Raw genomic sequence first — 23,148 nt, forward strand, 5'->3', positions numbered from 1 at the left:
CGCTGTTGCCGCACTACGGCTTCGCGAAACGATAGTGGCCGACCAGCCACTCGCTGCCGTTGCGGTAGCCAAACAGTTCCGCGCAGGCCATGAAGAACATGCGCCAGCGCTGGTGCCAGAGTTCGGCGCGGTCCGCGCCGTAGGCGTCGGCGAGAATCTTCAACACCTGGTCGCGGCGCGCGTCCTGGTTGGCGAGCCAGTGGTTCGCGGTGCGCTGGTAGTGCGTGCCCGGCAAGCGCCACTGTTCCTCGATACGCAGGTCGCGCTGGAACCACAGCAGGGTATCGGCACTCGGCATCAGCCCGCCGGTGAAGAAATGGCGCGCCATCCAGTCGTGGTCGCCGTCGCGTTCGAACGGGTAGCAGACCTCGCGGTGGCAGAAGATGTGCACGAACAGCTTGCCGCCCGGTCGCAGCCAGGACGCGATGCGCCCGAGCAGCGACTCGTAGTTGCGCACGTGCTCGAACATCTCGATCGAGATGCAGCGGTCGAACGCGGCGGCGTCGAGCTCCAGGCGGTTCACGTCGCGGGTCAGGATGCGCACGTTGCCAAGCCCGCGTTCGCGTGCGCGTGCCTCGATGAACTCGCGCTGGAAGGCCGAGTTGCTGACGCCGACGATGCGCGAGTTCGGGAAGCGCTCGGCCAGCGTGAGCGTGAGCGAACCCCAGCCGCAGCCGAGTTCGAGCACGTCCTGGCCATCACGAAACTCGCCGCGCTCGAGGTACAGCTCGAGCATCGCGCGTTCGGCTTCGTCCAGGGTCTCGCGCCCGGTCGGGTAGTAGCAGCTCGAATACTTCAGGCGCGCCCCGAGGGTCGCGGCGAAAAACGCCGGCGGCAGCTCGTAGTGCTGGGTGTTCGCCGCCTCGGTTTCGATCGCGATCGGGCTGCGGCGCAGGTCCTGCACGCGCTCGCGCAGGCGCGCGAACCAGTCGCCGGCGTACTCCTGGTGCAGGCGATCTCCGCACAGGCGGCGGATCGCGATGCGCAGCAGCGGGTCGGGGATCAGTCCGCGCTCGGCCAGGCCGATCGCGGAGGACAGGGGTTCGTGGCCGGACAGGGCTTGCAGGCGTTCGCTGATGGTGGCGTTCATGTTCTCGGGATCCATGGGAAGAAGCGGTTGGTACTGCGTTGGTAGTCGCGGTAGTCGTCGCCGCGCGAGCGCAGCGACTGGGCCTCGACGAAGGGAATGCCGGTGAGCCAATTGAGCGAGACGAACATCAGCAGCGGGCCGATCCAGCTGAGTGCGAACAGCGGCGAACCGAGCGCGAGCACGACGTAGGCGAACCAGTGCAGCCACTCGAAGAAATAGTTCGGGTGCCGCGAGTAGCGCCACAAGCCGGCGCGGCAGGTACGTCCGCGGTTCGCCGGCTCATTGCGGAAGGCGGCGAGCTGGGCATCGGCCAGCGCTTCGCCGCCGAGCGCGACCAGCCAGATCGCCACCGCCGCCGCCAGCTGCATCACGCTCGGTGCGGCCGGGTTCTGCGCCGCGGCCAGCATCGGCGTCGCGAACAGCACCACCAGCCCGGCCTGGAACACGAAGAAGCCGAAGAACTTGCCCTGGTGTCCGCCCCAGTGGGCGCGCAGGAAGGCGTAGCGGCCGTCCTCGGGTTCGCTGAGCACGCGTCGCAGCAGGTGCAGGCCGAGACGGAAGCCCCACAGCCCGCCGAGCACGGCGACGGTGATGCGGATTTCGACATCGCCCTGCGCAAACCAGCCGAATCCGAGCGCGGCTACACCGAGCAGCAAGGCCCAGGCGACATCCACCGGGCCGGCGTTGCGGGTGCGCCACTGCAGCGCCCACAGCGCGACCATGACCAGCAGTGAGAGCACGCCGAGGGAGAGCAGCGGTTGCAACAGCGAAGCCATCATGCCGGCACTCCTTCACGTGCCACGAATTGCGTCGACAAGCGCAGCAGCAACGGTGTCGCCACCGCCCACGCCAGGGCGAGCACCAGCAGCGCCTCCAGCAGTGGTGCCTCGAACTGCACGGCCGCGAACCCGCGCGCCGCGCCGAGGTAGGCGAGCGGCCCGCCGAGAGCGCCGAACAGTACCGCGAGCGCATATCGGTGCTTGAGGAACGCGAGCGAGTGATTGACTGTGAGCGCGAATCCGGCCCACAGTGCCACGATCCATACCGGCGCCAGTCCGGCGAACGGCAGCGGCGCCGCATAGCTGAGCCAGCCGCCGAGCGCGAGCGCGCTGTCGATCAGGAATCCGAGCAACGCCGCGCAGGCCAGCAGGGCGGCGTCGGCACGTGGGCAATGCGACACGCGCAGCTGCCACGCAGCGAGCAGCGCCAGCGCGGGCAGGCCGGCCCACCAGTAGCCGGCACCGGCGCCCGCCACGCAGGCGAACCACACGCATTGGAAAAGCACTGCATTCAGCACCAGGTTCATGCGCTGTCCTTGAGGTCGGGGAGGAAGGGTGTCGGACGCGCGCCCGACTTCGCGAACTGCATCTGCACCACGCCGATGGCGCGCTCGAGAAAGCCGCCTTCGCAGTAGGCGAGATACCAGCGCCACATGCGCACGAAGCGCTCCGGGTAGCCGAGCGCGCGCACCGCCGGCAACTGTGCAAGGAAGCGCTGATGCCATGCGCGCAGGGTCCAGGCGTAGCTCAGGCCGAAGTCCTCCAGGTGCGTGCACTTGAAGTCGGCGCTGCGCCCGGCGGCACCGAGCATGGCCGAGACCGAGGGGATGAAGCTGCCCGGGAAGATGTGGCGCTTGATGAAGTCGACCGAGTGCAGCGCCTGCAGGTAACGGTGGTCTTCGATGGTGATCGCCTGCACCAGCGCCATGCCGTCGGGCTTGAGCAGCGACGCGCACTTGGCGAAATAGGTGTCGAGGTACTGGTGGCCGATCGCCTCGATCATCTCGATCGACACCAGCTTGTCGTATTTGCCGTCGAGGTCGCGATAGTCGCGAAGCAGCAGCGTGACGCGATCGGACAGGCCGGCCTCGGCGATGCGTCGCGTGGCCAGTGCGTGCTGTTCGCGCGAGATCGTGGTCGTGGTCACGCGGCAGCCGTAATGCTTCGCGGCATGCAGGGCGAAGCCGCCCCAGCCGGTGCCGATCTCGACCACATGGTCGCCGGGCTTGAGTTCGAGCTTCTGGCAGATTCGTTCGAGTTTGCGCGTGGCCGCAACCTGCAGCGATTCATGCTCGTGCGCGAACATCGCCGAGGAGTACATCAGGTTGTCGTCGAGGAACAGCGAGAACAGCTCGTTGCCGAGGTCGTAATGCTCGGCGATGTTGCGGCGACTGCCGTCGCGGGTGTTGCGGCGCAGGCCATGTGCAGCGCGCATCAGCCAGCCGCCTACACGCGCGGCGCCGCCTTCCATGGCATCGAGCAGGTCGCGGTTGCGCACGAAGATACGCACCAGCGTTACCGCGTCGCTGCAGCTCCACAGTCCGTCCATCCAGGCTTCGCCGACGCCGACCGAGCCGCCTTGCGCCAGGCGCCGGTAGAACTCCGGCGAGTGCACGACCAGTTCGGCCCGCAGCGGCTCGCGGCCGGCGAGCGGCTGGCCGAGCAGGAAGCGCTCGTCGCCGTCGACCAGCACCAGTTCGCAGTCGCGCAGTGCCGACAGCGTATCGAGCAGGCGCTGCCGAAGATAACGGTCAAGACGCCCATGGGTCTGGCCTGCGCTGGCCAGGTTCGGGACAAGTGCGCTGGAGGGACTGTTCATGGAGATGCCTTGGCTTTCTCGGGGTGGTCGTGGACGGGGGTGCGCTTGCACCAGAGCAGGAACGCCTGCCAGTGGATCGCGGCGACGACGCGCAGCGTCATCAGCGGGTGGCGCCACAACAGGCGATGCAGCGCGCCGCGCGACATCGGCTCGCGTTCGAGCACCAAGGTGGCGTCGAAGTCGCGCTGCTCGTCGCGGTTCACGTCCATGTGCACGCGCAGTTGCGGGCCGGGGGGCTGGAAGCGCCACTCGTAGCGACGCTGCATGGGCAGAAACGGCGAAACGTGGAAGCGCTTGTCGAAGGCGAAGGCCAGCGCGCTGCCATGCGCCTGGGCCGCCGCCAGCGGCAGCACGTAGGCGTGGCGTTCCTTCCAGGGCGTGTTGGTGATCTCGGCGACGATCACGTCCAGCGTCGTGCCGTCTGCCTCGAAGCAGTAGTAGAAGCTGACCGGATTGAAGCAGTGGCCGAAATAGCGCGGATGCGTGAGCAGGCGGATCGGTCCGGTCGGGCGGCGCCCGATCTGCGACTGCACGGTATCGCGCACGCAGTCGGCGAGCGGGCGTGCGGGGTCCCCGTGGTAGTCGCTGCGGCGGAACTCGGCGAGGTTGCGCCGGTCGCGCGACCACCAGGGACTGAGTGCGAACACGCGCTCGACTTCGTCCAGGTCCAGGTACAGGTACGCGACCGTGTACTCGAAGCCGTGCGCGCGTGGCTGGTGGCGACGGTGGCGCACGCGGCCGCGGTAGATGGCACTGGCGAAGTCGTTGCTCATGGCCAGTGCACCCCGAGCGCACGCGCTACCTCCACGCCGCTGCGCATGCCGTCCTCATGGAAGCCGAAGCCCCAGTACGCACCGGCGTACCAGGTGCGTTGCTGGCCACTGATCTCGTGCCGGCGCGCTTGCGCCGCGACCGAGGCGCGCGTGTACAGCGGGTGCTGATAGCGCAGGCGTCTGAGGATGCGTGCCGGGTCGATGCGGTCAGTCGCGTTCAGCGTTACGCAGAAGTTCTGCGGCGCGTCGATGCCCTGCAGCTGGTTCATGTCGTAGGTGACGGTGCAGGCATCGTCGCCGTCGTCGCGGATCAGCGCGTTCCACGCGGCCCACGCCTTGCGTCGGCGCGGCAGCAGGCGGATGTCGGTGTGCAGCACGACCTCGTTCGGCTGGTACCCGATCGCACCCAGGATCTCGCGTTCGCGCTCGTTCGGGTCGGCGAGCAAGGCCAGGGCCTGGTCGCTGTGGCAGGCCAGCACGACCTGGTCGAATTCCTCGACGCCGGCATCGACGGTGATGCGCACGGACTGCGGCGCGCGAATGATCGAGCGCACCGGCGTGCGCGTGCGCACGCTCAGGCCGGACTGCGCGAGCAGCGCCTGCACGTAGCTGGCGGAGCCGCCGCACACCACTCGCCACGGCTTGCGCGCGCCGGCCACCAGCATCTGGTGGTTGGCCATGAAGGCGACCAGATACTTGGCCGGGAACTTCAGGATCTGCGCGCTCGGCGAAGACCACAGCGCACTCGCCATCGGCACCAGATGCTCGTCGCGGAAGGCGTCGCCGTAACCGTGTTCGAGCAGGTAGTCGCCGAGGTCGGGGCCGTCGTCGGTGCGTTCGAGCAGGGCCGGGGCTTCGCGGTAGAAGCGCAGCAGGTCGCGCAGCATCGACCAGAAGCGCGGCGACAGCAGGTTGCGCCGCTGCACGAACAGGCGGTCGAGGCTGCTGGCGTTGTACTCGAGCCCGCTGCGTTCGTTGCGCACGGCAAAGCCCATCGTCGTCTCCTGCGTGGCCACGCCGAGTTCGCCGAGCATGCGGAAGAAGTGCGGGTAGTGCTCGGGGTTGCAGACGATGAAGCCGGTGTCTACGCGATGCCGCGCGCCGTCCAGCTCGATGTCGTGGGTATGGGTGTGGCCACCGACATGGTCGTTCGCCTCGAACACGGTGACCTCGTGTTCGCGCGCCAGCAGCCACGCCGCGCCCAGACCGCTGATGCCGGAACCGACAATGGCGATCTTCATCGCGCGTACTTCAGTTGCGCCGGGACCGGTTTCAGGTCCCAGACCAGGCGGCACCAGCTCATCAGCCTGAGCCCGTACCAGGTGAGGTCGTACTCCCACCAGAAGAAGCCGCAGCGCGCCGCGCCCGGGAAGTGGTGGTGGTTGTTGTGCCAGCCCTCGCCGAAGGTGATCAGCGCCAGCAGCCAGTGGTTGCGGCTGTCGTCGCGGGTGCGATAGCGGCGCGTGCCGAAGCGGTGCGCGAAGGAGTTGATGGTGACCGTGGCGTGGAACAGGACCACGGTCGAGACGAAGAAGCCCCAGACCAGCAGCTGCGCGGCGCTGGTGCCGTATTCGGGACGATGTTCGCCAAGCCAGCCGCCGAGCAGGAACAGCGCGGTCGCGAGTGCAATCGGCACGAACACGTCGAAGCGGTCGAGCAGGCGCAGCTCGGGGAACTTCATCAGGTCGGCGATCACGGCGCGATCGGTGCGGAAACCGGCGCGAGTCAGGAACCAACCCATGTGGCTCATGAAGAACGACTGCGTCACCGGCGAATGCACGTCGAGCGCGGTGTCGGAGTGGCGGTGGTGGTTGCGATGGTGCGCCGCCCACCACAGCGGCCCGCGCTGCACGCTCGACGTGCCGATCAAGGCGAACAGGAACTGCAGCGGGCGCGAGGTCTTGAAGGTCTTGTGCGAGAAGTAGCGGTGATAGAACCCGGTGATCGCGAACATGCGCAGTGCGTACAGCGCGACCGCGGTCCAGAACGCGAACCAGGAGAACCCGACGAACCAGACGCCGACCAGCGCGACCAGGTGCAGGGCGATGAACGGGATCACGCGCAGCCAGTCGATGCGCCCGCCATCGGCGCCGACATCGGCTTCGTCGGCGGTGTCGAACCAGCGCAGGATCGCTCGGCGCGCGCGTGCCAGCCGGGCGCGGGCGGGTGCGGCGGCGAGGGGAATGGCAGGGTTTGGTGCGTTCATGGAGCGCCTTCACGCATGTGAATACGGCCATTTTCACGATCCCGCGTCGTCATGGCGTGATGACCCCCGGCAACCGGCGATTTCGCGGACTGCAAGCCAATGGACACGATTGATTTCCGGCAAGCCACACGCGTTCCGGTAGCTTCCGCCGCGATCAGGAGCGGAGGCGAACATGGTGGCGACAGCGGCTCAAGAGAAAGGCAGGACCCTCGGCGATCGCGTGGTGTGGGCATCGGTCGTGGCCCTGTGGCTGCTGCCGCTGGTGGCGACGCAGTTCTCCTCCGAGATGGACTGGAGCGTCTTCGACTTCGTGGTCTGGGCGTTGATGCTCGGCAGTGCCGCGGGCCTGTATCACCTGGCCACGCGCCTGTCCGGCCACCGCGCCCACCGGGCCGGTGCAGGCATCGCAGTGGCGACCGGATTCCTGATCACCTGGAGCAACCTCGCCGTCGGCATCATCGGCAACGAAGACCATCCGCTGAACCTGATGTTCTTCGCCGTGCTCGGCCTCAGCCTGCTGGGAGCGTTGGCGGTTCGATTCCAGGCGCGGCGCATGGTCCACGTGATGCAGGCCACTGCACTCGCGCAAGCCGCCACCGCGGTGGTCGCCCTGCTCGTCGACGGCACCCACATTTTCGTCATCACCGCGGTCTTGGTCGCGCTCTGGCTGCTCTCCGCCGCGTTCTTCCGCAAGGCCGCGCGGGCGGATGAGCATGCGGGCGGGGTGGGGTGAAGGTCCCGGACCGCATGACGACCACGCTGAGCGAAGCGTATGCTCGCGGCCATGAGCGCCGCCGTCCGACCCGTCCAGTATGAAGACCTGCTGCGTCTGCCCGAGCATGTGACGGGCGAGATCCTGCGCGGGCAATTGCACTCGCAACCACGGCCGAGTTCGCGCCATGCGCGCATCGAAACAAGTATCGCCAGCGGCCTGTTCGGTCCGTTCGATCTGGGTGGCGGTGGGCCGGGCGGATGGGTCATCCTGGTCGGGCCCGAGTTGCACCTCGGCCCGCACGTGATGGTGCCGGACCTCGCCGGCTGGCGCCGCGAGCGCCTCACCGAAATTCCCGACGGCCCGATCTCCGTGGTCCCCGACTGGGTCTGCGAAATCCTGTCGCCATCCACCGCGATGAAAGACCGCGCGATCAAGCTGCCGCTCTATCGCGAACTGGGTGTCAGTCACGCCTGGCTCGTCGACCCCGCCGCCAAGACCGTCGAAGTCCTGCGCCGCGAAGGCGAACACTGGATCCTGCTCGCCACCCACGGCAACCAGGACGCCATGCGCGCCGAACCCTTCGACGCCGTGCCGCTGGAGCTTGGCGGGTGGTGGCGGTGGTGATCGGCCACCATGACGAGCCGGCCGGCCGTTTGGAGCCGAGCGCTCCGGCCGAACGCGTGCGCGACTGCACCGGACGCGTCTTGCTGGCCTGCCTGCACACGCATTCGCTGCCGGCACACCTGCAGCGCTCACCGCAGGAAATCGAAGCGATGATCGACGAGGAACACGCGGCGTGGGATTGATGGGATTCGATGCCTGCTCGCACTCGCCCGTCGACAAGCGCAGGGCGAACGGTGGGAGCGTGGCGGTGCGTGTCACGAATGACGTCGGAATGTCCCGTGATGGGCCGCAATATCAACGCCTACGCGGGGTGCAGCGCAAGAATGGCGCGCAAATCATCCACGCGGGATCACGAAAACCCGGAATTCCATTGACGCCGTCCGTGGCCAGAGGTTTGGCGTCAGGCAGTCAGCGCCTTGAGCACGGCCCTTGGTTGCCGCGCCAGAACCATCAGCAAGACGCGGGCCGGGCCGTGCGGCTGCCGATCTCCGCGTTCCCAATGACGCAGCGTTCCCAGGCTGATCCCAAAGGAAGCCGAGAATTCCGCCCGGGTCATTCCCACTTGCGCCCGAATGGCTTTCACGTCCAAAGCGTCGAACTGGCGCACGCGAGCATCGATGTTCGTACCCGACGCGTGCGCGATGGCTTCCTGGAGTCCGGCCCTGATGCTCTCGAATGCGCTCGACATTTTCCTCACCTCGACGCGGCGACGAGCCGCTCAGTCAGCCTTCTGAGTTCATTTCGCTCCGACATGCTCAAATCGGACTGTTCGTTCTTTCCGAAGATCGTGAGCAGGTAGAGGGGCATGCGTTCGTTGTGGAAAAAGTAGATGACCCGGGTTCCACCGCTCTTGCCTCGCCCTTCTCGTGCCCATCTCAGCTTTCGAATTCCGCCGGTACCTTCGATCAGATCCCCGGCCTCCGGTTGCGTAGCCAGGTAGTTGATCAGGCGGCTGATCTCCGTTTCGGACAAGAGCGAACGGGCCAGACGGATGAAGTGCGGGAGTTCAACGACCGTCTGCATTCGCTGGAGTGTACGCCAGTGGCGTAGCGACCAACAACTCTCTCTATCAAGGGCCGGTAAGCCAAACCTGACCGCTTGTCCAAGCGATCCGTCCTTGATCATCAAGCTTCCAGTAGGCGAAAGCGTCCATTGCGACCGGGCTTCTCGAGGTCCCGTCGAGATGAAACTTTGCGATGCGGATACTTGAATCCAAGTCGCATGTTCCCTCCGGCACGTACCCCTGAGATTTGAGTTCGGTGAGCAGATGATTTTCATTCGAGCCGGCCGGAAATTGAGACGCGAGGCGACGACTGAATTCTGAGGGCGAGGGGTTTGAGCTTGGATAGGCCGGTGTGCCCGTTGGGCAAGGATTGGATCCGCCATGTGCCGCTACCCCACGAAGAAGCGGCGGAAGCGGGTCGCGCGTGACGCAACCTGAAACTAGAACCGCTGCGCAGAGGATTGCTAGACACTTCATGCGGGGCCTAAAGCCGAGTCAAGCCGCCGCCGCGCGACGGTGTGTGGATGATACGCGCAACTTCCTCGGCGGTCGGCTTGAATGGGCGCTTGCACTCGCCGAGCGCCGCGGCTTCAACAAGGCCGCGGTCGGTCTCGCCAACAAGATCGTGCGCATCGTCTGGGCGACCTGGCACCACGCGCGCAGCTTCGATGGCGACTACGCCAAGCGCTTCGATCAGGAGATCGCGATGACCAGCACCTGATCGATACACGCAGTCAACGCAGCACACCCTTTCACCACAGAGCGGCACGTCAACGGATCGATCCCATCAAACTCATCACCAGCGGCTCGGCCGCGGTCCGGCAAGGCCGATAACTATGCCGACCTTCGAGGTCGCTTGAACGATAGGCCCCGCACCTGCGGATTCCATGATGTCCCAGCGGATGATCTCGCCACTTCGAGGACGGATAGACGCTTGCACCGATCCAACCGTGATGAAGCAGGGCAGGATCAATCAGCTTGACGTGGGGGAGGAGTCCATAGACACATAGTTAGCTCGCTTCGCGATAGGTGTCCACATCGATGTAGGCGCCAGCTTGCGCAACAAACTGCACGACGGCTTCGCTGAAGCCGATGGCAGGCGTGGATAGCATTTCGTCCATGGAGATTGTGAGAACGACTTGAAGGATCGCCGCTGACTGAGTAGATGCAGCGATGCGCTTGATAGCTTCCGCTTTTCCGTGGAGCTGGTTCACAACCTTTTCCGAAAGCTCGTAGACATTCACGACATCGGACGAGACTTCGCCGCTGGAAAGCTCCCATGAAGAGACTCTTCGATTGGGGGGTGCCTTTGCGTACCTTTCGCGTGGGAAGCACGCCAAGAACTGAGGAAACGAGGTCGAGATCTAGATCAGGACCGCGCAATGCGAAATAGACCTCTCCAGTGTTCATCGCGATCTCATGAGCGACCTAACGCCGTGTTAAGCCGCCGCCGCGCGACGGAGCTTGGATGATACGCGCAACTTCCTCGGCGGTCGGCTTGAATGATGGGATGGACTCCTCCCGACGCGGCGCAGGCATCGAAGTGCCAATCTGAGGGTGTCGAATCATCAGTCACCACCGGAGGAGTCCGCCATGAAGTGTAATCCCGCTGTCGCCACCATCGCCATCGATCTCGCGAAATACATTTTCCAACTGCTGGCCGTCGACGCGCACGGCAACGTGCTGGAATCGCATCGACTCGCGCGCGCCGCGTTCATCGCGTTCTGGCACAACCGCGCGCCGGTGCGGGTGGTGATGGAGGCCTGCGGGTCGGCGCATCATTTCGGGCGGTGGCTCACGGCGCTTGGTCATCAGGTGATCCTGATTCCCGCGCAGTACGTTCGCCCGTATGTGCGGCGAAGCAAAACCGATGCAGCCGATTGCCTGGCGATGATCGAGGCGGTGCGCGCGATCGATCTGAAGCCGGTACCGATCAAGTCCGAGCTGCAGCAGGTGATCCAGTTGCTGCACCGCGCGCGGCAACAGTGGCAGGAGACGCGCACGGCGCGCATCAACCTGGCGCGCGGCCTGCTGCGCGAGTTCGGCATCGTGATTCCGGAAGGCGCAGAGCGTGGCCAGCAGGCGATGCGTGCGGCGCTGGGCCACGAAGCACTGGATCAGCGCATGCGCGACTTGATCGCGTCGCTGCTCGAGGAGATTCGCACGCTCGAACACCCTTTCACCACAGAGCGGCACGTCAACGGATCGATTCCATCAACCTCATCACCAGCGGCTCGGCCGCGGTGCGGCAAGGCCGATAACTATGCCGACCTTCGAGGTCGCTTGAACGATAGGCCCCGCACCTGCGGATTCCATGATGTCCCGGCGGATGATCCCGCCACTTCGAGGACGGATAGACGCTTGCACCGATCCAACCGTGATGAAGCAGAGCAGGATCAATCAGCTTGACGTGGGGGAGGAGTCCATAGACATAGTTAGGTGTTCGCGCCGTCGTTCATGGCTGCCCCGCGGGTGCGGCGGAATGCCGAAACGAAAAGCCCGCCCGCGTACAACAGCCAAAGCAGAGCTGCGGATGCGGGGCGAAACTCCCAACTCTTGAACCACTCGTTGTGCGCGAGCGTGTTGCCAGTGGCGGAGCTCCATACAAGCCCAGCGGCAGCTGCGACGAGCACGACTGCGATTGCGACTCTAGCCGCGAGAGAAAGGGGCGCAGCCTCTGCAGCGGAGGGACGTTGCGTGAGCATCGGTTGCACACCCAGGACGATGGAGTAGACCACAGTTCCGAAAATCGGTGACTCGGCAAATGCGACCCAAAGGCATGACGCCGATATCAGCACGAGGCTCACTGCTGCTGCCATATTCCTTGCGCGAGTTTCCATTCGAATACCTAACGCCGTGTTAAGCCGCCGCCGCGCGACGGCGTGTGGATGATACGACCACCTTCCTCGGCGGTCGGCTTGAATGATGGGATGGACTCCTCCCGACGCGGCGCAGGCATCGAAGTGCCAATCTGAGGGTGTCGAATCATCAGTCACCACCGGAGGAGTCCGCCATGAAGTGTAATCCCGCTGTCGCCACCATCGCCATCGATCTCGCGAAATCCATTTTTCAACTGCTGGCCGTCGACGCGCACGGCAACGTGCTCGAATCGCATCGACTCGCGCGCGCCGCGTTCATCGCGTTCTGGCACAACCGCGCGCCGGTGCGGGTGGTGATGGAGGCCTGCGGTTCGGCGCATCATTTCGGGCGGTGGCTCACGGCGCTTAGCCCTTTTCAATCCGTCCGTGGAAACGGGGAAGAACCTGTTGCCGCTTGAGGGAGGCGGTCAAGCAGTGCTGGCGGAGTTGGCCGGCTTGGCCGTGGGGGCTAGCGCAGGAACGCCGCGCCGTAGCCTGGGAGCTGCAGGGTGGATGCGTCGAGGGTTGCGGCGCCGATGGTGTTGAGGGATTGCCGCGCAGGATCGTCGGGCAGGGCGAAGGCTTGCGGCTCGGCGGAAAGGTTGAACACGCAGAGCAGGGTTTGATCGCCGTGGTTGCGGGTGAAGGCGAGGAGGGGTTCGGGGGTGTCGAGGAAGTGGATGTTGCCTGCGCGCAGGGCGGGTTGTTGGGCGCGCCAGGCGAGGAAGCGGCGGTACTGGTTCAGGGCGGAATCGGGTTGGGATTCCTGCTTGGCGACCGAGAAAGCGTGGTGGGCGTTGGCGAGCGGGAGCCAGGGGGTGCCGGTGCTGAAGCCGGCGTGCACGCCGCCGTCCCATGGCATCGGCGTGCGGCAGCCGTCGCGGCCCTTGAAGGTGGGCCAGAAGGAAATGCCGTAGGGGTCTTTCAGCAGTTCGAATGGCACCTCGGCTTCCGTGAGTCCCAGTTCCTCGCCCTGGTAGACGCAGACCGAACCGCGCAGGGAGGCGACCAATGCACACAGCATCGGTGCCAGTTGCGGCGGCGGGTTGGCGCCGCCCCAGCGGGTCGCGACGCGTTGCACGTCGTGGTTGCTGATTGCCCAGCACGGCCAGCCTTCGCTCATCGACGCTTCCAGCCGCGCCACCGTCTCGCGGATGTGGCGCGCGCTGAAGTCGTCGGTCAGCAGCTCGAAGCTGTAGCCCATGTGCAGGCGACGGCCGCGGGTGTATTCGGCCATCGTCACCAGCGAATCCTCGGACGAGATTTCGCCGAGTGCGGCCACGTCCGGATACTCGTCGAGCAGGGCGCGGATGCGCTCGAGGAAGGCCAGGTTCTCGGGCTGGGTGTTGTTGTGGTGGTGGTACTGGAACGCGTACGGATTGTCCGGCGAGAAGCCGCGGCCGACGCGCAGCTCCGGCGGCTTGGCCGGGTTGTCGCGCAGCGCGCGGTCGTGGAAGCAGAAGTTGATCGCGTCCAGACGGAAGCCGTCGACACCACGGTCGAGCCAGAAGCGCAGGTTGTCGAGCGCCGCCTGTTGCACGTCCGGATGATGGAAGTTCAGGTCCGGCTGCGAGGTCAGGAAATTGTGCAGGTAGTACTGGCCGCGCCGCGGTTCCCACTGCCAGGCGACTCCGCCGAAGATCGACAGCCAGTTGTTCGGCGGCGAGCCGTCCGGCTTCGCGTCGGCCCACACATACCAGTCGGCCTTCGCGTTGCTGCGGTTCTCGCGGCTTTCCTTGAACCAGGCATGTTCCACCGAGGTGTGGCTGAGCACCTGGTCGATCATCAGCTTGAGCCCGAGCGCATGCGCCTTCGCGACCAGCGCATCGAAGTCGGCGAGCGTGCCGAACAGCGGATCGACGTCACGATAGTCGGCGATGTCGTAGCCGAAGTCGGCCATCGGTGACTTGAAGAACGGCGACACCCACAGGCCATCGACGCCGAGGCTGGCGATGTAGTCGAGCTTGGCGAGGATGCCCGGCAGGTCGCCGATGCCATCGCCGTTGCTGTCGAGAAAACTGCGCGGATAGACCTGGTAGATCACCGCACCGCGCCACCACGGCGTGTCGTTCTGCTTGCTCATTGCCTGCGTGCCTGCACTCGTGCGGATGCCTCGACGGCAGTGTTGCCGAGGCCACGTTGCGGGACCATTGCATGCAAACGTATTCATCGCAACGCATGCGCTCGGCCAACTAGTTTCACCGGATTGAGATCGGGTCCGGGGAGGATCGATGATCGGTGCCAGCGTACAAATCGGGGTGTTCCTGCTGCTCACTGCGGCGGTTGCGGTCGCCACTTGGTGGAAGTGCCGCCACGCCGTGCATGCCAGCGACAGCTCCAAGGATTTCTTCCTGGCCGGTGGCGGCCTGGCCTGGCCCTATGTCGCCGGTTCGCTGCTGCTGACCAACATCAGCGCTGAGCAAATCGTCGGCATGAACGGTGCGCAGATGATGCTGGTCGCGTGGTGGGAATTCGGTGCCGCCGCGGGCCTGCTGATCCTCGCGCATGTGCTGATTCCGATGTACTACAAGTACAACTGCACCACGACCACCGAACTGCTCGAGCGCCGCCTCAATGACGCCGGCGTGCGCGCCACCGTCTCGGTGCTGTTCCTGCTCGGCTACATGTTCATCCTGCTTCCGGTGGTGCTGTACACCGGCTCGGTGTTCATGAAGTCGATGTTCGCGCTCGAGCTGCCGATCCTCGTGATCGCGATCATCTACGCGTTGGCCGGGCTCGCCTATGCCGCCTTCGGTGGCCTGCGCGCGATCGCGATCTCCGACACCTACAACGGCATCGGCCTGCTGGTGATGGGGCTCGCCGTCACCTGGTTCGCGCTGCAGGCAGTCGGCTTCGACCTCAGCGGCATCCCGGCCGAACGCTGGACCCTGATCGGCGCCGGCGACAGCGACATCCCCTGGCATACCCTGCTCACCGGCATGCTGTTCATCCACCTGTTCTACTGGGGCACGAACATGGTCATCGCGCAGCGCGCGCTGGCTGCCAAGTCGGTGCGCGAGGCGCAGAAGGGCATCTATGCCGCGGTCGTGTTCAAGCTGGTGCTGCCGCTGGTCGTGGTGTTCCCGGGCGTGATCGCCTTCAAGCTCTATGGCGACATCGGTGATCAGAGCTACGGCCGCCTGGTCGGCGACGTGTTGCCGGCGTGGTTGTCCGGCGCCTTCGCCGCGGTGATCTTCGGCGCGGTGTTGTCGAGTTTCAACTCCTGCCTGAACTCCGCTGCCGCCCTGTACACCTGCGACCTGCATGCGAAATACGTGAACGCGAACGCCGATCCGAAACGCATCGGCAATGCGGTGGCGGTGGTGTTCACCGTGGTGTCGATCGCGATGGTGCCGCTGTACCAGCACGCGCAGAGCATCATCGACCTGCTGCAGCGCCTCAATGGCCTGTATTCGATGCCGGTGCTGGCGATCTTCATCGTCGCCGTGCTGTTCTCGCACGTCGATGGTCGCGCCGCGCGCGCCGGCCTGGTGTTCGGTGCCGCGCTCTATGCCGTGTTCACCTTCGTGTGGTCGCCGCTGCACTACATCCACCTGATGTTCATCACCCTGGTGGCGAGCATCCTGTTCATCCTGCTGCTGTCGCGGCTGCTGCAGTCGCGGCGGGTGCTGACGCCGGCACCGGCGCAGTAGCATCAGCCGAGCCCGCGAATCCGGAGTCCTGAATGTCCGCATCCTCCCCCGCGCTGCGCACGCGTCCCGAACTGTCGTTCTGGCAGATCTGGAACATGTCCTTCGGCTTCCTTGGCATACAGTTCGGATTTGCCCTCCAGGGCGGATTCATGTCGCGCATCTTCCAGACGCTCGGCGCGGAGAAGGATGCGTTGCCGCTGCTGTGGATCGCTGCACCGCTCACTGGCCTGCTGGTGCAGCCCGTCATCGGATGGTTCAGCGACCGCACCTGGCATCCGGTGCTCGGTCGGCGGCGCCCCTATTTCCTGCTCGGCGCCATCCTCAGTTCCGCAGCCCTGGTGCTGATGCCGCATTCGTCGGCGCTGTGGATGGCGGCCGGCCTGCTGTGGGTGCTGGACGCGTCGATCAACATCAGCATGGAACCGTTTCGCGCGCTGGTCGCGGACAAGCTGCCGGAACGCCAGCGCTCCTACGGCTTCGTGCTGCAGACCTTGATCATCGGTGTCGGCACCTGGGTCGCGAGCAATCTGCCGTGGTTCGTCACTCGGCTTGGCGTGTCGAACGAGGCCGCGCCGGGCGTAGTGCCGCCGTCGGTGCAGGTCGCATTCGCGATCGGCGCTTGCGTGTTCATCGGCAGCATTCTGGTGACCATCTTCACCACCCGCGAATACCCACCCGACGACCTGGAGGCCTTCCGTCGCGAGCAGCAGGCACCGGGCAGCATGTTGTCTGATGTCCTGTCCGGCATCCGGGCGATGCCGGCGCAGATGCTGGCCATCGGTGTCGTGCAGTTCTTCAGTTGGCTGGCGTTCTTCAGCATGTGGAGCATGGCCACGCCGGCGCTGACCGAGCACGTGTTCCATGCGCCCGCGCCCGACCCGCACGCCTTCGACATGGCCGTGCCCGCGCAGGCCGAGGCCTTCGCCGCCGCGAATTCGGCCTTCCAGAATGCCGCCGATCTGGTCGGCGCCTACATGGGCTATTACGGCCTGTCGTCGATGGCGGTGGCGCTGCTGCTCAGCCTCTACGCATCGCGCTTCGTGCTGAATCGGCGACTCGTGCACTTCGTCTCGCTGCTGCTCGGGGGTCTCGGCTTCCTGTCGATGGCCATGGTGCCGTCGCCGGTCTGGTTGATCGGCTCGTTCGCGCTGGTTGGCGTGGCCTGGGCCAGCATCCTGTCGATGCCGTATGCGCTGCTGTCGTCATCGGTGGATCCGCGTCGGATGGGCATCGCGATGGGCATCTTCAACATGTTCATCGTGATGCCGCAGATCGTCGCCGCGACCTTGCTCGGGCCTGCACTTCTCACGATCTTCAACAACGAGCCCATCTACGCGCTGGTGATCAGCGGAAGCAGCTTGATCGTCGGCGCCATGTGCCTGGTTCGCGTGCGCGAGCCGGACGCCAGCTTCAACGCTGCCGCTGCGGCGCACTGAGGAGCCACGCGTGAGCGCGTCGCGTCCGATTGCCATCCTGCTGCTCGCAGCCGTGGCCGCCTGCTCGAGCGAGCAGGCACCGCTGGCCGCAACGGCAACCGCACCGCCGCCAGCGAGCATCGTCGGCACCCACGAGCCCTTCGCCGAGCACGCGGTCTACTTCGTGTTGACCGACCGTTTCGTCAATGGCGACCCCGCCAACGACCATCGCGACCAGGGCGGTGCCCTGCGCACCTTCGACCTGCCGACGCCGAATGCGCCGCCCGGCGAAAGCGACAACGTCGGTTACCTCGGTGGCGACTATCGCGGCCTGCTTGATCACGCCGACTACATCCGTGACATGGGCTTCGGTGCGGTCTGGATCACGCCGATCGTCGACAACCCGGACGAACACTTCAGCGGTGGTGATCCGGTGACCTGGAAGGGCTTCTTCACCGACCGCGGGAAGTCCGGCTTCCACGGCTACTGGGGCGTGAACTTCTTCGTCGAGGACGAACACCTGCCAAGCGCAGGTCTGCATTTCCGCGAGTTCACCGACGGTATGCGCGCCAAGGGCCTGAAGACCGTGCTCGACATCGTGGCCAACCATGGCTCGCCGTCGTTCTCGATGCCGAACGACCAGCCCAAGTACGGCGAGATCTACGATCGCGATGGCTTGCTCATCGCCGACCACCAGAACCTGGAACCGGAGCAGCTCGATCCGGCAAACAACCCGCTGCATGCCTTCTTCTTCGCGAAGAAGGACCTGGCGCAGCTGTCGAATGTCGACGACACCAGTCCGGTCGTGCGCGACTACTTCATCGAGGCCTACAGCCACTGGATCGACGAAGGTGCCGACGCGTTCCGCATCGACACCATCCGCCATGTCGGCCTGCCGTTCTGGAAGGAGTTCAGCGGCCGCATCCGCGCCAAGCGCCCGGGCTTCTTCCTGTTCGGCGAGGCCTTCGACCACGATGCCAACAAGATCGCGCCATTCACACTGGATGAGAACGGAGCGATCTCGGTGCTCGACTTCCCGCTCAAGGCCGAACTGGTGAAAGTGTTCGGTCGCGAGGACGCCGACTACGGCGAAATCGCCAAGGCGCTGTTCCTGAAGGATGGTCCGTATCGCAATGTCTACGAGCTGATGACCTTCTACGACAACCACGACATGGCGCGCCTCGATGCCAGCGACGCAGGCTTCATCGACGCGCACAACTTCCTGTTCACCGCACGCGGCATCCCGGTCGTCTACTACGGTTCCGAGTCCGGCTTCATGCGCGGCACGGCGGAGCACGCCGGCAATCGCAACTACTTCGGTGTGGAAGGCATCGCGGCGGCGAAGGCCAGCCCGATCCGCACGGCGCTGATGGAGGTCGCGGAGGTGCGGCGCAGCTCGATCGCGCTGCAGCGCGGCGTGCAGGTGCCAATCGAGATGGCCGGCGAGCGCGCCGCGTTCTGGCGTGTCTACCAGCATGGCGATGTGCATCAGATCGCGCTGGTGCTGTTGAACAAGGGCGATGCGGAGACGCGCTTTGCGATCACCGGGATGCAGTCGGGCGAATGGGCATCGGCCTTCGATGGCCATCTGCGCCGCGTCGATGCCGGCGGCGAAGCCAACATGGTCGTCGGCGCGCACAGTGTCGAGGTGTTGTTGCTCGATGCGGTGGTGACGGCGCCGGGGTTGGTGGCGCAGTTGCGCTGAGACGCGCGGTGGATGTTGGCGCGAACCCGTAGGGGCAGGCCCCCGTGCCTGCCCGGCCCCTCGCGACCATCTGCCAGGGCGGCCACAGGGGGCCACCCCTACGGTGGAGGGGCGCTGGCTATTTGGCCCCGCAGGACCGCCGCACCACCAACTGCGCCGGCAGCAACTGGTTGCCGATCGCTTCGCCGCGCACCAGCTTGACCAGCGTGTCGACCAGCAATTCGCCGGCGCGTTTGGTGTCTTGCAGTACCGTGGTCAGCGGCGGGTTCACGTAGTTCGCGATCGGGATGTCGTCGAAGCCGACCACCGCCACGTCCTCGGGCACGCGCCGGCCGGATTCGACCAGGGCGCGGATGGCGCCGATGGCGAGCAGGTCGCTGGCGGCGAAGATCGCGTCGAACTTCACGCCGGTATCGATCATGTGGCGGGTGGCTTCGAAGCCGACGTGTTCGATCGAATCGGTGGCATCGACCTGCAGGTCTGGCCACACCTCCAGGCCCGCGGCTTCGAGTGCGGCGACATAACCGCGATAGCGGTCGAAGAACTCCGGGCAGTTGGCCGATGCCGAGCCGACGAAAGCGATGTTTTTGCGTCCGAGCTGCAGCAGGTGTTCGGTGGCGGCACGACCCCCAGCGAAGTTGTCGCAGCCGATGGAGACGCCGGGTTGGCCCTCGACCACCGCGCCCCAGCGCACGAAACGGGTGCCGTGCGCAGCCAGTTCTTCGAGCTTGGCGCGCGACTTCAGATAGTCGCCGTAGCCGAGCAGGATGATGCCATCGGCCTTGTGGCTGTCCAGAAAATCGGCGTGCCAGTCGTTGGACAATTGCTGGAACGAGATCAGCAGGTCGTAGCCTTCGGCGGCGCAGGCGTGGGTGATCGAGCCCAGCATGGACAGGAAGAACGGATTGATCATCGACTGGTCCGAGGTCGGGTCCTCGAACAGCAGCAGGGCGATGGTCTCGGCGCGCTGACGGCGCAGCGACGACGCATTCTTGTCGACCTTGTAGTTCAACTCGCGCGCGATCGCCTCGATCTTCTGTCGGGTCTCGGTGCTGACCAGCCCACTGCCCCTCAACGCCCGCGACACCGTCGCCTGCGAGACGCCGGCGCGGTAGGCGATATCGAACGAGGTCGGCTTGCCTTTCATGCAGGTCCCGTGAAGGAGGCGCCTATTCTGGCGGCAGTGCAGGCGCCGATGAAAGCGCGACGGCGTCGGGTGGCCGGCTGCCAACCCGGTCACGAAACCGGCACGCACTGACAATGGGTGTTGCGAAATGTAACGTTGCCGCCGTATCGTGGGCGCTTTCGTCAATCGAGGAGGGGAGCACCATGATGTTGCGCAAGGCGTGGATGTGTCTGGCCGCTGCGGCCAGTTTGTTTGCCGGTTCGGTACGCGCCGAACTGGATGATTACAGTGTCGTGATTGGTCGTCCGACCAGCTACTACCTGGAGCCGGCGGCGGGTGAAGGCAAGTGGCCGCACTATGTGGTCAATGTGGATACCCCGGCCGGACCGCAGCGCGCGGTGATCAACGTCTACCGGCGGGTTGGCGAGCAGGTCATGCATCGCGAGGTCGCGATGGCGCCGTTCGCGGGCTACAACGGCATTTTCTCCAAGCCCGACGGCGTTCACCACCTGCCGTTCCATGCCGCGGCCGGTGCCGACACCGGCGGCGCGCTCGACTACATGCGCAACTCGTTCCTGCTCGGCGACATCCGCACCACGCCGTGGAGCACTGCGCCGCTGGTCAGTGGCGGTACCAGCGTGCCGCTGTGGGATTCGTTGATGCTCAATGCCCGCCGTGTCTACATCTTCGGCGAGCCGTACCACAACAGCGACGGCAGCAACGGCATCCATGACGTGCACCAGAACCAGGGCAACTTCGCCGGCGCCAGCTACTCCTGGCTCAACGGCCGTTGGCAGGACGGCGGCATGATCATTGAGTACGACCCGAGCCGCATCTGGATCCCGCGCTACTGCGGTTTCGTGCCGCCCTGCTGGGGCGGGTTCTACCTGACGATTCCGAACCGCACGCTGGTGATGACCCGCTTCCAGGTACAGCAGGATTTCACCGACGCCAATGGTCACGGCGTGACCCCGAGCCAGATCAATTACAACGGCAACAGCACCGTCGCCAACGGCTGGGTCGACTACGGACCGTTCTGGTCCGGCCAGATGCAGGTCGAGCTGGACGCACTCTCGGGCAACCCCGACGTCTACCTGCAGCTCGGTGCACCGCCGACCGAGTCGAGCTATCGCGCGCGCTCCGGGGCAGCCGGCCTGGGCAGCGAGTTCCTGCGCGACTACGCGCCCCTGCAGTGGACCTACGTCCGCGTCCGCGCCAACGGCGCGGCATCGAGCTGGAACATCCGCTTCAAGTACTTCTGACCTGGATCGTTGCGCAGGCCCCACCCGAACACCGGGCGGGGCCTGCGCACGAACCGGACGCCGGTGAGCTGCCGACGTGCAGTTGCCGTCTTATTGCGACACTGCGCCGACGGCGGCGGACGCCGGTGCGCACAACGAGCAACCTTCGCTCCAGGCGCTGTCGCCGTCTGCGTAGTGCTCCTGTTTCCAGATCGGCGCTGCGTGCTTGACCTGCTCGATGGCCAGGCGGCAGGCGCGAAAGGCTTCGTCGCGGTGCGGTGTGCCGGCGGCCACGACCACGGCGATGTCGCCGACCGCAAGCCGGCCGCGGGCGTGGGCGATGAACAGCCGCAGCCGCGGTCCGACGTCGGCGCGGGCGGCAGCGTCGATCGTCGCGAATACCTCCAGCGCCAGCGGCTCGAACAGGTCGTAGCTGACGCCGACCACGTCGCGGCCATGATTCTGCGCCCGCACCTTGCCGACGAACATCGCCAGACCGCCGAACCCGGGGTCGGAGACGAAGTCGAGCGCGGCTGCGGCATCGAGCCCGCACACGGCGATGTCGGCGATCTCGCGATGCAGATTCGATGCGGGCATGGCTCAGCCTCCACTCACCGGCGGTAGCACCGCCATGCGTCCGTCGGCGGGCAACGCATCGCCGTCGCGCAACACCTCGCGGTCGCTGGCGAACGCCGATCGCGCCAGCAGGCCAGGCTTGAACTCGGGCCAATGCGACTCGGCGTAGGTGCCGAGCGCGCGGCGCAAGTCGGCCACTGTCGCAGCCTCGGGCATGGTCAGCGTCACCTGCGCCGCGGGATCGAATTGGCGAAACGCGCCGAACAGCGACACCTGCACGATCATGTCGACGCTTCTCCCAGTAACGAGCCCAGTTCATGTCCGCTGGCGTAGACCTCGACCAGGTCGCCCTGCGCGAATTGCTCGATCGCCTCGGGCAGCACGGCCCAGGCGTTGGCGTCGAGCAGAGGAGCGGTGCGAAACGACTCCTGTCCGGGCAACAGCGTCACTGCCAGGCGCCCATCGCGGTCGCAGCCGAGACGAGCTTTCTGCCAGGCGCGAACGCCCGCGGGTTTGCGCGCCGGTTGCAGCAGGCGCGCCCGCCATGGCTGTTCATCGGGCAGGCCGAGCTGCGCGCGCAGCAGCGGTTCGACGAAGAAGCGCAGCCCGACCGCACTCGATACCGGATTGCCGGGCAAACCGAAGAACGCCTGGCCGCCGGCCAGCCTGGCTGCGAGCAGCGGTTTGCCCGGGCGCATCGCGACCTTGTGGAACAGGGTTTCGGCACCGATCGCAGCCAGTGTCTGCGGTACGAAGTCGTACCGTCCCATCGACACCGCCCCGGTGCTGAGCACGATCGTGGCGCCCGCGGCGAGGGCGCGCGCGAGCGCGGCGCGGAATGCATCGGCATCGTCGGACACGGTCTCGCGGTGCACGCAGACCGCGCCCGCGGCCGCCAGTCGCGCCGCCAGGTAGGGCCCGTTGCCGTTGCGGATCTGCCCCGCTGCAAGCGGCAGAAGCGGGTCGTCCACCAGCTCGCGCCCGGTGCACAGCACCGCAACGCGAGGTTGCTCACGCACCGGCAGGCGGGCGATGCCGAGCCCGGACGCGACCAGCAGGTGCGCCGGCGTGATCCACTCCCCCGCGCGCAAGGCGCGGCTGCCGACGCGCACATCTTCGCCGGCGCGGCGCAGGTGTTGTCCGACGCGGACGTCGTCGAGCAGGCGGATGCGGCGAGCGGCGCCGGGCAGCCGTTGCACCTGCTCGATCGGCACCACCGCATCGGCACCCTCGGGAATGCGTGCCCCGGTCATGATCTCGCAGGCAATGCCTGGTTCCAGGCGGCGCGCGCCATCGCCGGCGGCTTGTTCGCCGGAGACCGGCCACTCGCTACCGCACGCGAGGACGGCGCCAGCGGTGCACAACGCGAAGCCGTCCATCGCGGCGTTGTCGAACGGCGGCAGATCGACCGGGCTGTCGAGGTCCTCGGCCAGCACCCGGCCGATCGCCGCCGCGGCGGGCAGCCAGCTCGTCGCCTCCAGCCGCGCCAGCGTGCGTACGCGGCGCTGGGCTTCCTCGACGGCAATCATGGATGCGCCAGTGGACGGCACGACGTCATCCCCTGC

25 protein-coding genes are annotated in these 23,148 nt (G+C 66.0%); 10 read left to right on the plus strand and 15 right to left on the minus strand.

Features of this window, described 5'->3' with window-relative positions:
* Window positions 1–13: 13 nt before the first annotated feature.
* The 7 genes from IPG63_10385 to IPG63_10415 are packed head-to-tail and all read right to left on the minus strand — an operon-like array spanning window position 14 to window position 6,667.
* A complete protein-coding gene (locus tag IPG63_10385) occupies window positions 14–1,090 on the minus strand; it encodes a class I SAM-dependent methyltransferase (protein ID MBK6727651.1) in 1,077 nt (358 codons plus the stop codon).
* Window positions 1,087–1,866 (minus strand): DUF1295 domain-containing protein, encoded by a 780-nt coding sequence (locus tag IPG63_10390; GenBank protein MBK6727652.1) that lies wholly within the window; start codon window positions 1,864–1,866, stop codon window positions 1,087–1,089. The genes IPG63_10385 and IPG63_10390 overlap by 4 nt, the downstream gene beginning before the upstream one ends.
* Window positions 1,866–2,396 (minus strand): DUF2878 domain-containing protein, encoded by a 531-nt coding sequence (locus IPG63_10395; protein ID MBK6727653.1) that lies wholly within the window; start codon window positions 2,394–2,396, stop codon window positions 1,866–1,868. The genes IPG63_10390 and IPG63_10395 overlap by 1 nt, the downstream gene beginning before the upstream one ends.
* Window positions 2,393–3,688 carry a class I SAM-dependent methyltransferase gene (locus IPG63_10400; GenBank protein ID MBK6727654.1) on the minus strand — a complete coding sequence of 432 codons (1,296 nt, stop codon included), beginning with the start codon at window positions 3,686–3,688 and terminating at the stop codon, window positions 2,393–2,395. The genes IPG63_10395 and IPG63_10400 overlap by 4 nt, the downstream gene beginning before the upstream one ends.
* The gene (locus tag IPG63_10405; GenBank protein MBK6727655.1) at window positions 3,685–4,461 is read right to left on the minus strand and encodes a DUF1365 domain-containing protein; all 777 of its coding nucleotides are present in this window, start codon (window positions 4,459–4,461) and stop codon (window positions 3,685–3,687) included. Before IPG63_10405 ends, IPG63_10400 begins: the two co-directional genes overlap by 4 nt.
* Window positions 4,458–5,702: an FAD-dependent oxidoreductase gene (locus tag IPG63_10410; GenBank protein ID MBK6727656.1), complete on the minus strand. Its 1,245-nt coding sequence runs from the start codon at window positions 5,700–5,702 to the stop codon at window positions 4,458–4,460. Before IPG63_10410 ends, IPG63_10405 begins: the two co-directional genes overlap by 4 nt.
* Window positions 5,699–6,667, minus strand: coding sequence for a fatty acid desaturase (locus IPG63_10415; protein MBK6727657.1), 969 nt, complete (start codon window positions 6,665–6,667; stop codon window positions 5,699–5,701). The genes IPG63_10410 and IPG63_10415 overlap by 4 nt, the downstream gene beginning before the upstream one ends.
* 172 nt (window positions 6,668–6,839) lie before the next feature.
* Here IPG63_10415 and IPG63_10420 point away from each other — a divergent pair, with 172 nt between their 5' ends.
* Genes IPG63_10420 through IPG63_10430 form a run of 3 tightly spaced genes read left to right on the plus strand, consistent with a single transcriptional unit; the run spans window position 6,840 to window position 8,188 of the window.
* The gene (locus IPG63_10420; protein ID MBK6727658.1) at window positions 6,840–7,400 is read left to right on the plus strand and encodes a hypothetical protein; all 561 of its coding nucleotides are present in this window, start codon (window positions 6,840–6,842) and stop codon (window positions 7,398–7,400) included.
* Between the two features lie 51 nt (window positions 7,401–7,451).
* Complete coding sequence (locus tag IPG63_10425; protein ID MBK6727659.1) at window positions 7,452–8,006, plus strand: Uma2 family endonuclease; 555 nt, start codon at window positions 7,452–7,454, stop codon at window positions 8,004–8,006.
* Window positions 7,991–8,188 (plus strand): hypothetical protein, encoded by a 198-nt coding sequence (locus IPG63_10430; GenBank protein MBK6727660.1) that lies wholly within the window; start codon window positions 7,991–7,993, stop codon window positions 8,186–8,188. Before IPG63_10425 ends, IPG63_10430 begins: the two co-directional genes overlap by 16 nt.
* A 218-nt stretch (window positions 8,189–8,406) precedes the next feature.
* Here IPG63_10430 and IPG63_10435 read toward each other — a convergent pair whose 3' ends face one another.
* The gene (locus IPG63_10435) at window positions 8,407–8,694 is read right to left on the minus strand and encodes a helix-turn-helix domain-containing protein (protein ID MBK6727661.1); all 288 of its coding nucleotides are present in this window, start codon (window positions 8,692–8,694) and stop codon (window positions 8,407–8,409) included.
* A gap of 5 nt (window positions 8,695–8,699) precedes the next feature.
* Window positions 8,700–9,029 (minus strand): type II toxin-antitoxin system RelE/ParE family toxin, encoded by a 330-nt coding sequence (locus IPG63_10440; GenBank protein ID MBK6727662.1) that lies wholly within the window; start codon window positions 9,027–9,029, stop codon window positions 8,700–8,702.
* Window positions 9,030–9,529: 500 nt separating this feature from the next.
* Here IPG63_10440 and IPG63_10445 point away from each other — a divergent pair, with 500 nt between their 5' ends.
* Window positions 9,530–9,730, plus strand: a complete 201-nt coding sequence (locus IPG63_10445; GenBank protein ID MBK6727663.1) for a hypothetical protein — start codon at window positions 9,530–9,532, stop codon at window positions 9,728–9,730.
* 289 nt (window positions 9,731–10,019) lie between these two features.
* On the opposite strand, the gene IPG63_10450 is transcribed toward IPG63_10445, so the two are convergent.
* A complete protein-coding gene (locus tag IPG63_10450) occupies window positions 10,020–10,349 on the minus strand; it encodes a DUF4279 domain-containing protein (GenBank protein MBK6727664.1) in 330 nt (109 codons plus the stop codon).
* 217 nt (window positions 10,350–10,566) lie between these two features.
* Here IPG63_10450 and IPG63_10455 point away from each other — a divergent pair, with 217 nt between their 5' ends.
* A complete protein-coding gene (locus IPG63_10455; GenBank protein MBK6727665.1) occupies window positions 10,567–11,418 on the plus strand; it encodes an IS110 family transposase in 852 nt (283 codons plus the stop codon).
* A gap of 604 nt (window positions 11,419–12,022) precedes the next feature.
* Complete coding sequence (locus IPG63_10460) at window positions 12,023–12,286, plus strand: hypothetical protein (GenBank protein MBK6727666.1); 264 nt, start codon at window positions 12,023–12,025, stop codon at window positions 12,284–12,286.
* Between the two features lie 50 nt (window positions 12,287–12,336).
* Here IPG63_10460 and IPG63_10465 read toward each other — a convergent pair whose 3' ends face one another.
* Entirely contained in the window at window positions 12,337–13,950 is a 1,614-nt protein-coding gene (locus tag IPG63_10465; protein MBK6727667.1) for an alpha-glucosidase, read from the minus strand.
* 151 nt (window positions 13,951–14,101) lie between these two features.
* On the opposite strand from IPG63_10465, the gene IPG63_10470 reads away from it, so the two are divergent.
* From IPG63_10470 to IPG63_10480, 3 genes are all read left to right on the plus strand, one after another.
* A complete protein-coding gene (locus IPG63_10470) occupies window positions 14,102–15,520 on the plus strand; it encodes a solute:sodium symporter family transporter (protein MBK6727668.1) in 1,419 nt (472 codons plus the stop codon).
* A 32-nt stretch (window positions 15,521–15,552) separates the two neighbouring features.
* Window positions 15,553–16,956, plus strand: a complete 1,404-nt coding sequence (locus IPG63_10475) for an MFS transporter (protein MBK6727669.1) — start codon at window positions 15,553–15,555, stop codon at window positions 16,954–16,956.
* Window positions 16,957–17,038: 82 nt separating this feature from the next.
* Entirely contained in the window at window positions 17,039–18,640 is a 1,602-nt protein-coding gene (locus IPG63_10480; protein MBK6727670.1) for a cyclomaltodextrin glucanotransferase, read from the plus strand.
* A gap of 118 nt (window positions 18,641–18,758) precedes the next feature.
* Here IPG63_10480 and IPG63_10485 read toward each other — a convergent pair whose 3' ends face one another.
* Complete coding sequence (locus tag IPG63_10485; GenBank protein MBK6727671.1) at window positions 18,759–19,787, minus strand: LacI family DNA-binding transcriptional regulator; 1,029 nt, start codon at window positions 19,785–19,787, stop codon at window positions 18,759–18,761.
* A gap of 182 nt (window positions 19,788–19,969) precedes the next feature.
* On the opposite strand from IPG63_10485, the gene IPG63_10490 reads away from it, so the two are divergent.
* Window positions 19,970–21,028: a DUF2278 family protein gene (locus IPG63_10490; protein MBK6727672.1), complete on the plus strand. Its 1,059-nt coding sequence runs from the start codon at window positions 19,970–19,972 to the stop codon at window positions 21,026–21,028.
* 90 nt (window positions 21,029–21,118) lie between these two features.
* Here the strand turns inward: IPG63_10490 and IPG63_10495 are convergent, their stop codons facing one another.
* From IPG63_10495 to IPG63_10505, 3 genes are read right to left on the minus strand one after another with little or no spacing between them, the layout of a single operon-like run.
* Entirely contained in the window at window positions 21,119–21,604 is a 486-nt protein-coding gene (locus tag IPG63_10495; GenBank protein MBK6727673.1) for a molybdenum cofactor biosynthesis protein MoaE, read from the minus strand.
* 3 nt (window positions 21,605–21,607) lie between these two features.
* Window positions 21,608–21,868, minus strand: coding sequence for a MoaD/ThiS family protein (locus IPG63_10500; protein ID MBK6727674.1), 261 nt, complete (start codon window positions 21,866–21,868; stop codon window positions 21,608–21,610).
* A complete protein-coding gene (locus IPG63_10505) occupies window positions 21,865–23,112 on the minus strand; it encodes a molybdopterin molybdotransferase MoeA (protein MBK6727675.1) in 1,248 nt (415 codons plus the stop codon). The genes IPG63_10500 and IPG63_10505 overlap by 4 nt, the downstream gene beginning before the upstream one ends.
* Between the last annotated feature and the right edge of the window lie 36 nt (window positions 23,113–23,148).

It is taken from the genome of Lysobacterales bacterium (assembly GCA_016703225.1).
Taxonomy (GTDB): domain Bacteria; phylum Pseudomonadota; class Gammaproteobacteria; order Xanthomonadales; family Ahniellaceae; genus JADKHK01.

Excerpts from the sequence above, each read along its gene's own strand:
- IPG63_10385 (MBK6727651.1), bottom strand. The coding sequence starts at position 1,090 with ATGAACGCCACCATCAGCGAACGCCTGCAAGCCCTGTCCGGCCACGAA.
- IPG63_10390 (MBK6727652.1), bottom strand. The coding sequence starts at position 1,866 with ATGGCTTCGCTGTTGCAACCGCTGCTCTCCCTCGGCGTGCTCTCACTG.
- IPG63_10395 (MBK6727653.1), bottom strand. The coding sequence starts at position 2,396 with ATGAACCTGGTGCTGAATGCAGTGCTTTTCCAATGCGTGTGGTTCGCC.
- IPG63_10400 (MBK6727654.1), bottom strand. The coding sequence starts at position 3,688 with ATGAACAGTCCCTCCAGCGCACTTGTCCCGAACCTGGCCAGCGCAGGC.
- IPG63_10405 (MBK6727655.1), bottom strand. The coding sequence starts at position 4,461 with ATGAGCAACGACTTCGCCAGTGCCATCTACCGCGGCCGCGTGCGCCAC.
- IPG63_10410 (MBK6727656.1), bottom strand. The coding sequence starts at position 5,702 with ATGAAGATCGCCATTGTCGGTTCCGGCATCAGCGGTCTGGGCGCGGCG.
- IPG63_10415 (MBK6727657.1), bottom strand. The coding sequence starts at position 6,667 with ATGAACGCACCAAACCCTGCCATTCCCCTCGCCGCCGCACCCGCCCGC.
- IPG63_10420 (MBK6727658.1), top strand. The coding sequence starts at position 6,840 with ATGGTGGCGACAGCGGCTCAAGAGAAAGGCAGGACCCTCGGCGATCGC.
- IPG63_10425 (MBK6727659.1), top strand. The coding sequence starts at position 7,452 with ATGAGCGCCGCCGTCCGACCCGTCCAGTATGAAGACCTGCTGCGTCTG.
- IPG63_10435 (MBK6727661.1), bottom strand. The coding sequence starts at position 8,694 with ATGTCGAGCGCATTCGAGAGCATCAGGGCCGGACTCCAGGAAGCCATC.
- IPG63_10440 (MBK6727662.1), bottom strand. The coding sequence starts at position 9,029 with ATGCAGACGGTCGTTGAACTCCCGCACTTCATCCGTCTGGCCCGTTCG.
- IPG63_10460 (MBK6727666.1), top strand. The coding sequence starts at position 12,023 with ATGAAGTGTAATCCCGCTGTCGCCACCATCGCCATCGATCTCGCGAAA.
- IPG63_10465 (MBK6727667.1), bottom strand. The coding sequence starts at position 13,950 with ATGAGCAAGCAGAACGACACGCCGTGGTGGCGCGGTGCGGTGATCTAC.
- IPG63_10475 (MBK6727669.1), top strand. The coding sequence starts at position 15,553 with ATGTCCGCATCCTCCCCCGCGCTGCGCACGCGTCCCGAACTGTCGTTC.
- IPG63_10485 (MBK6727671.1), bottom strand. The coding sequence starts at position 19,787 with ATGAAAGGCAAGCCGACCTCGTTCGATATCGCCTACCGCGCCGGCGTC.
- IPG63_10490 (MBK6727672.1), top strand. The coding sequence starts at position 19,970 with ATGATGTTGCGCAAGGCGTGGATGTGTCTGGCCGCTGCGGCCAGTTTG.
- IPG63_10495 (MBK6727673.1), bottom strand. The coding sequence starts at position 21,604 with ATGCCCGCATCGAATCTGCATCGCGAGATCGCCGACATCGCCGTGTGC.
- IPG63_10500 (MBK6727674.1), bottom strand. The coding sequence starts at position 21,868 with ATGATCGTGCAGGTGTCGCTGTTCGGCGCGTTTCGCCAATTCGATCCC.
- IPG63_10505 (MBK6727675.1), bottom strand. The coding sequence starts at position 23,112 with ATGATTGCCGTCGAGGAAGCCCAGCGCCGCGTACGCACGCTGGCGCGG.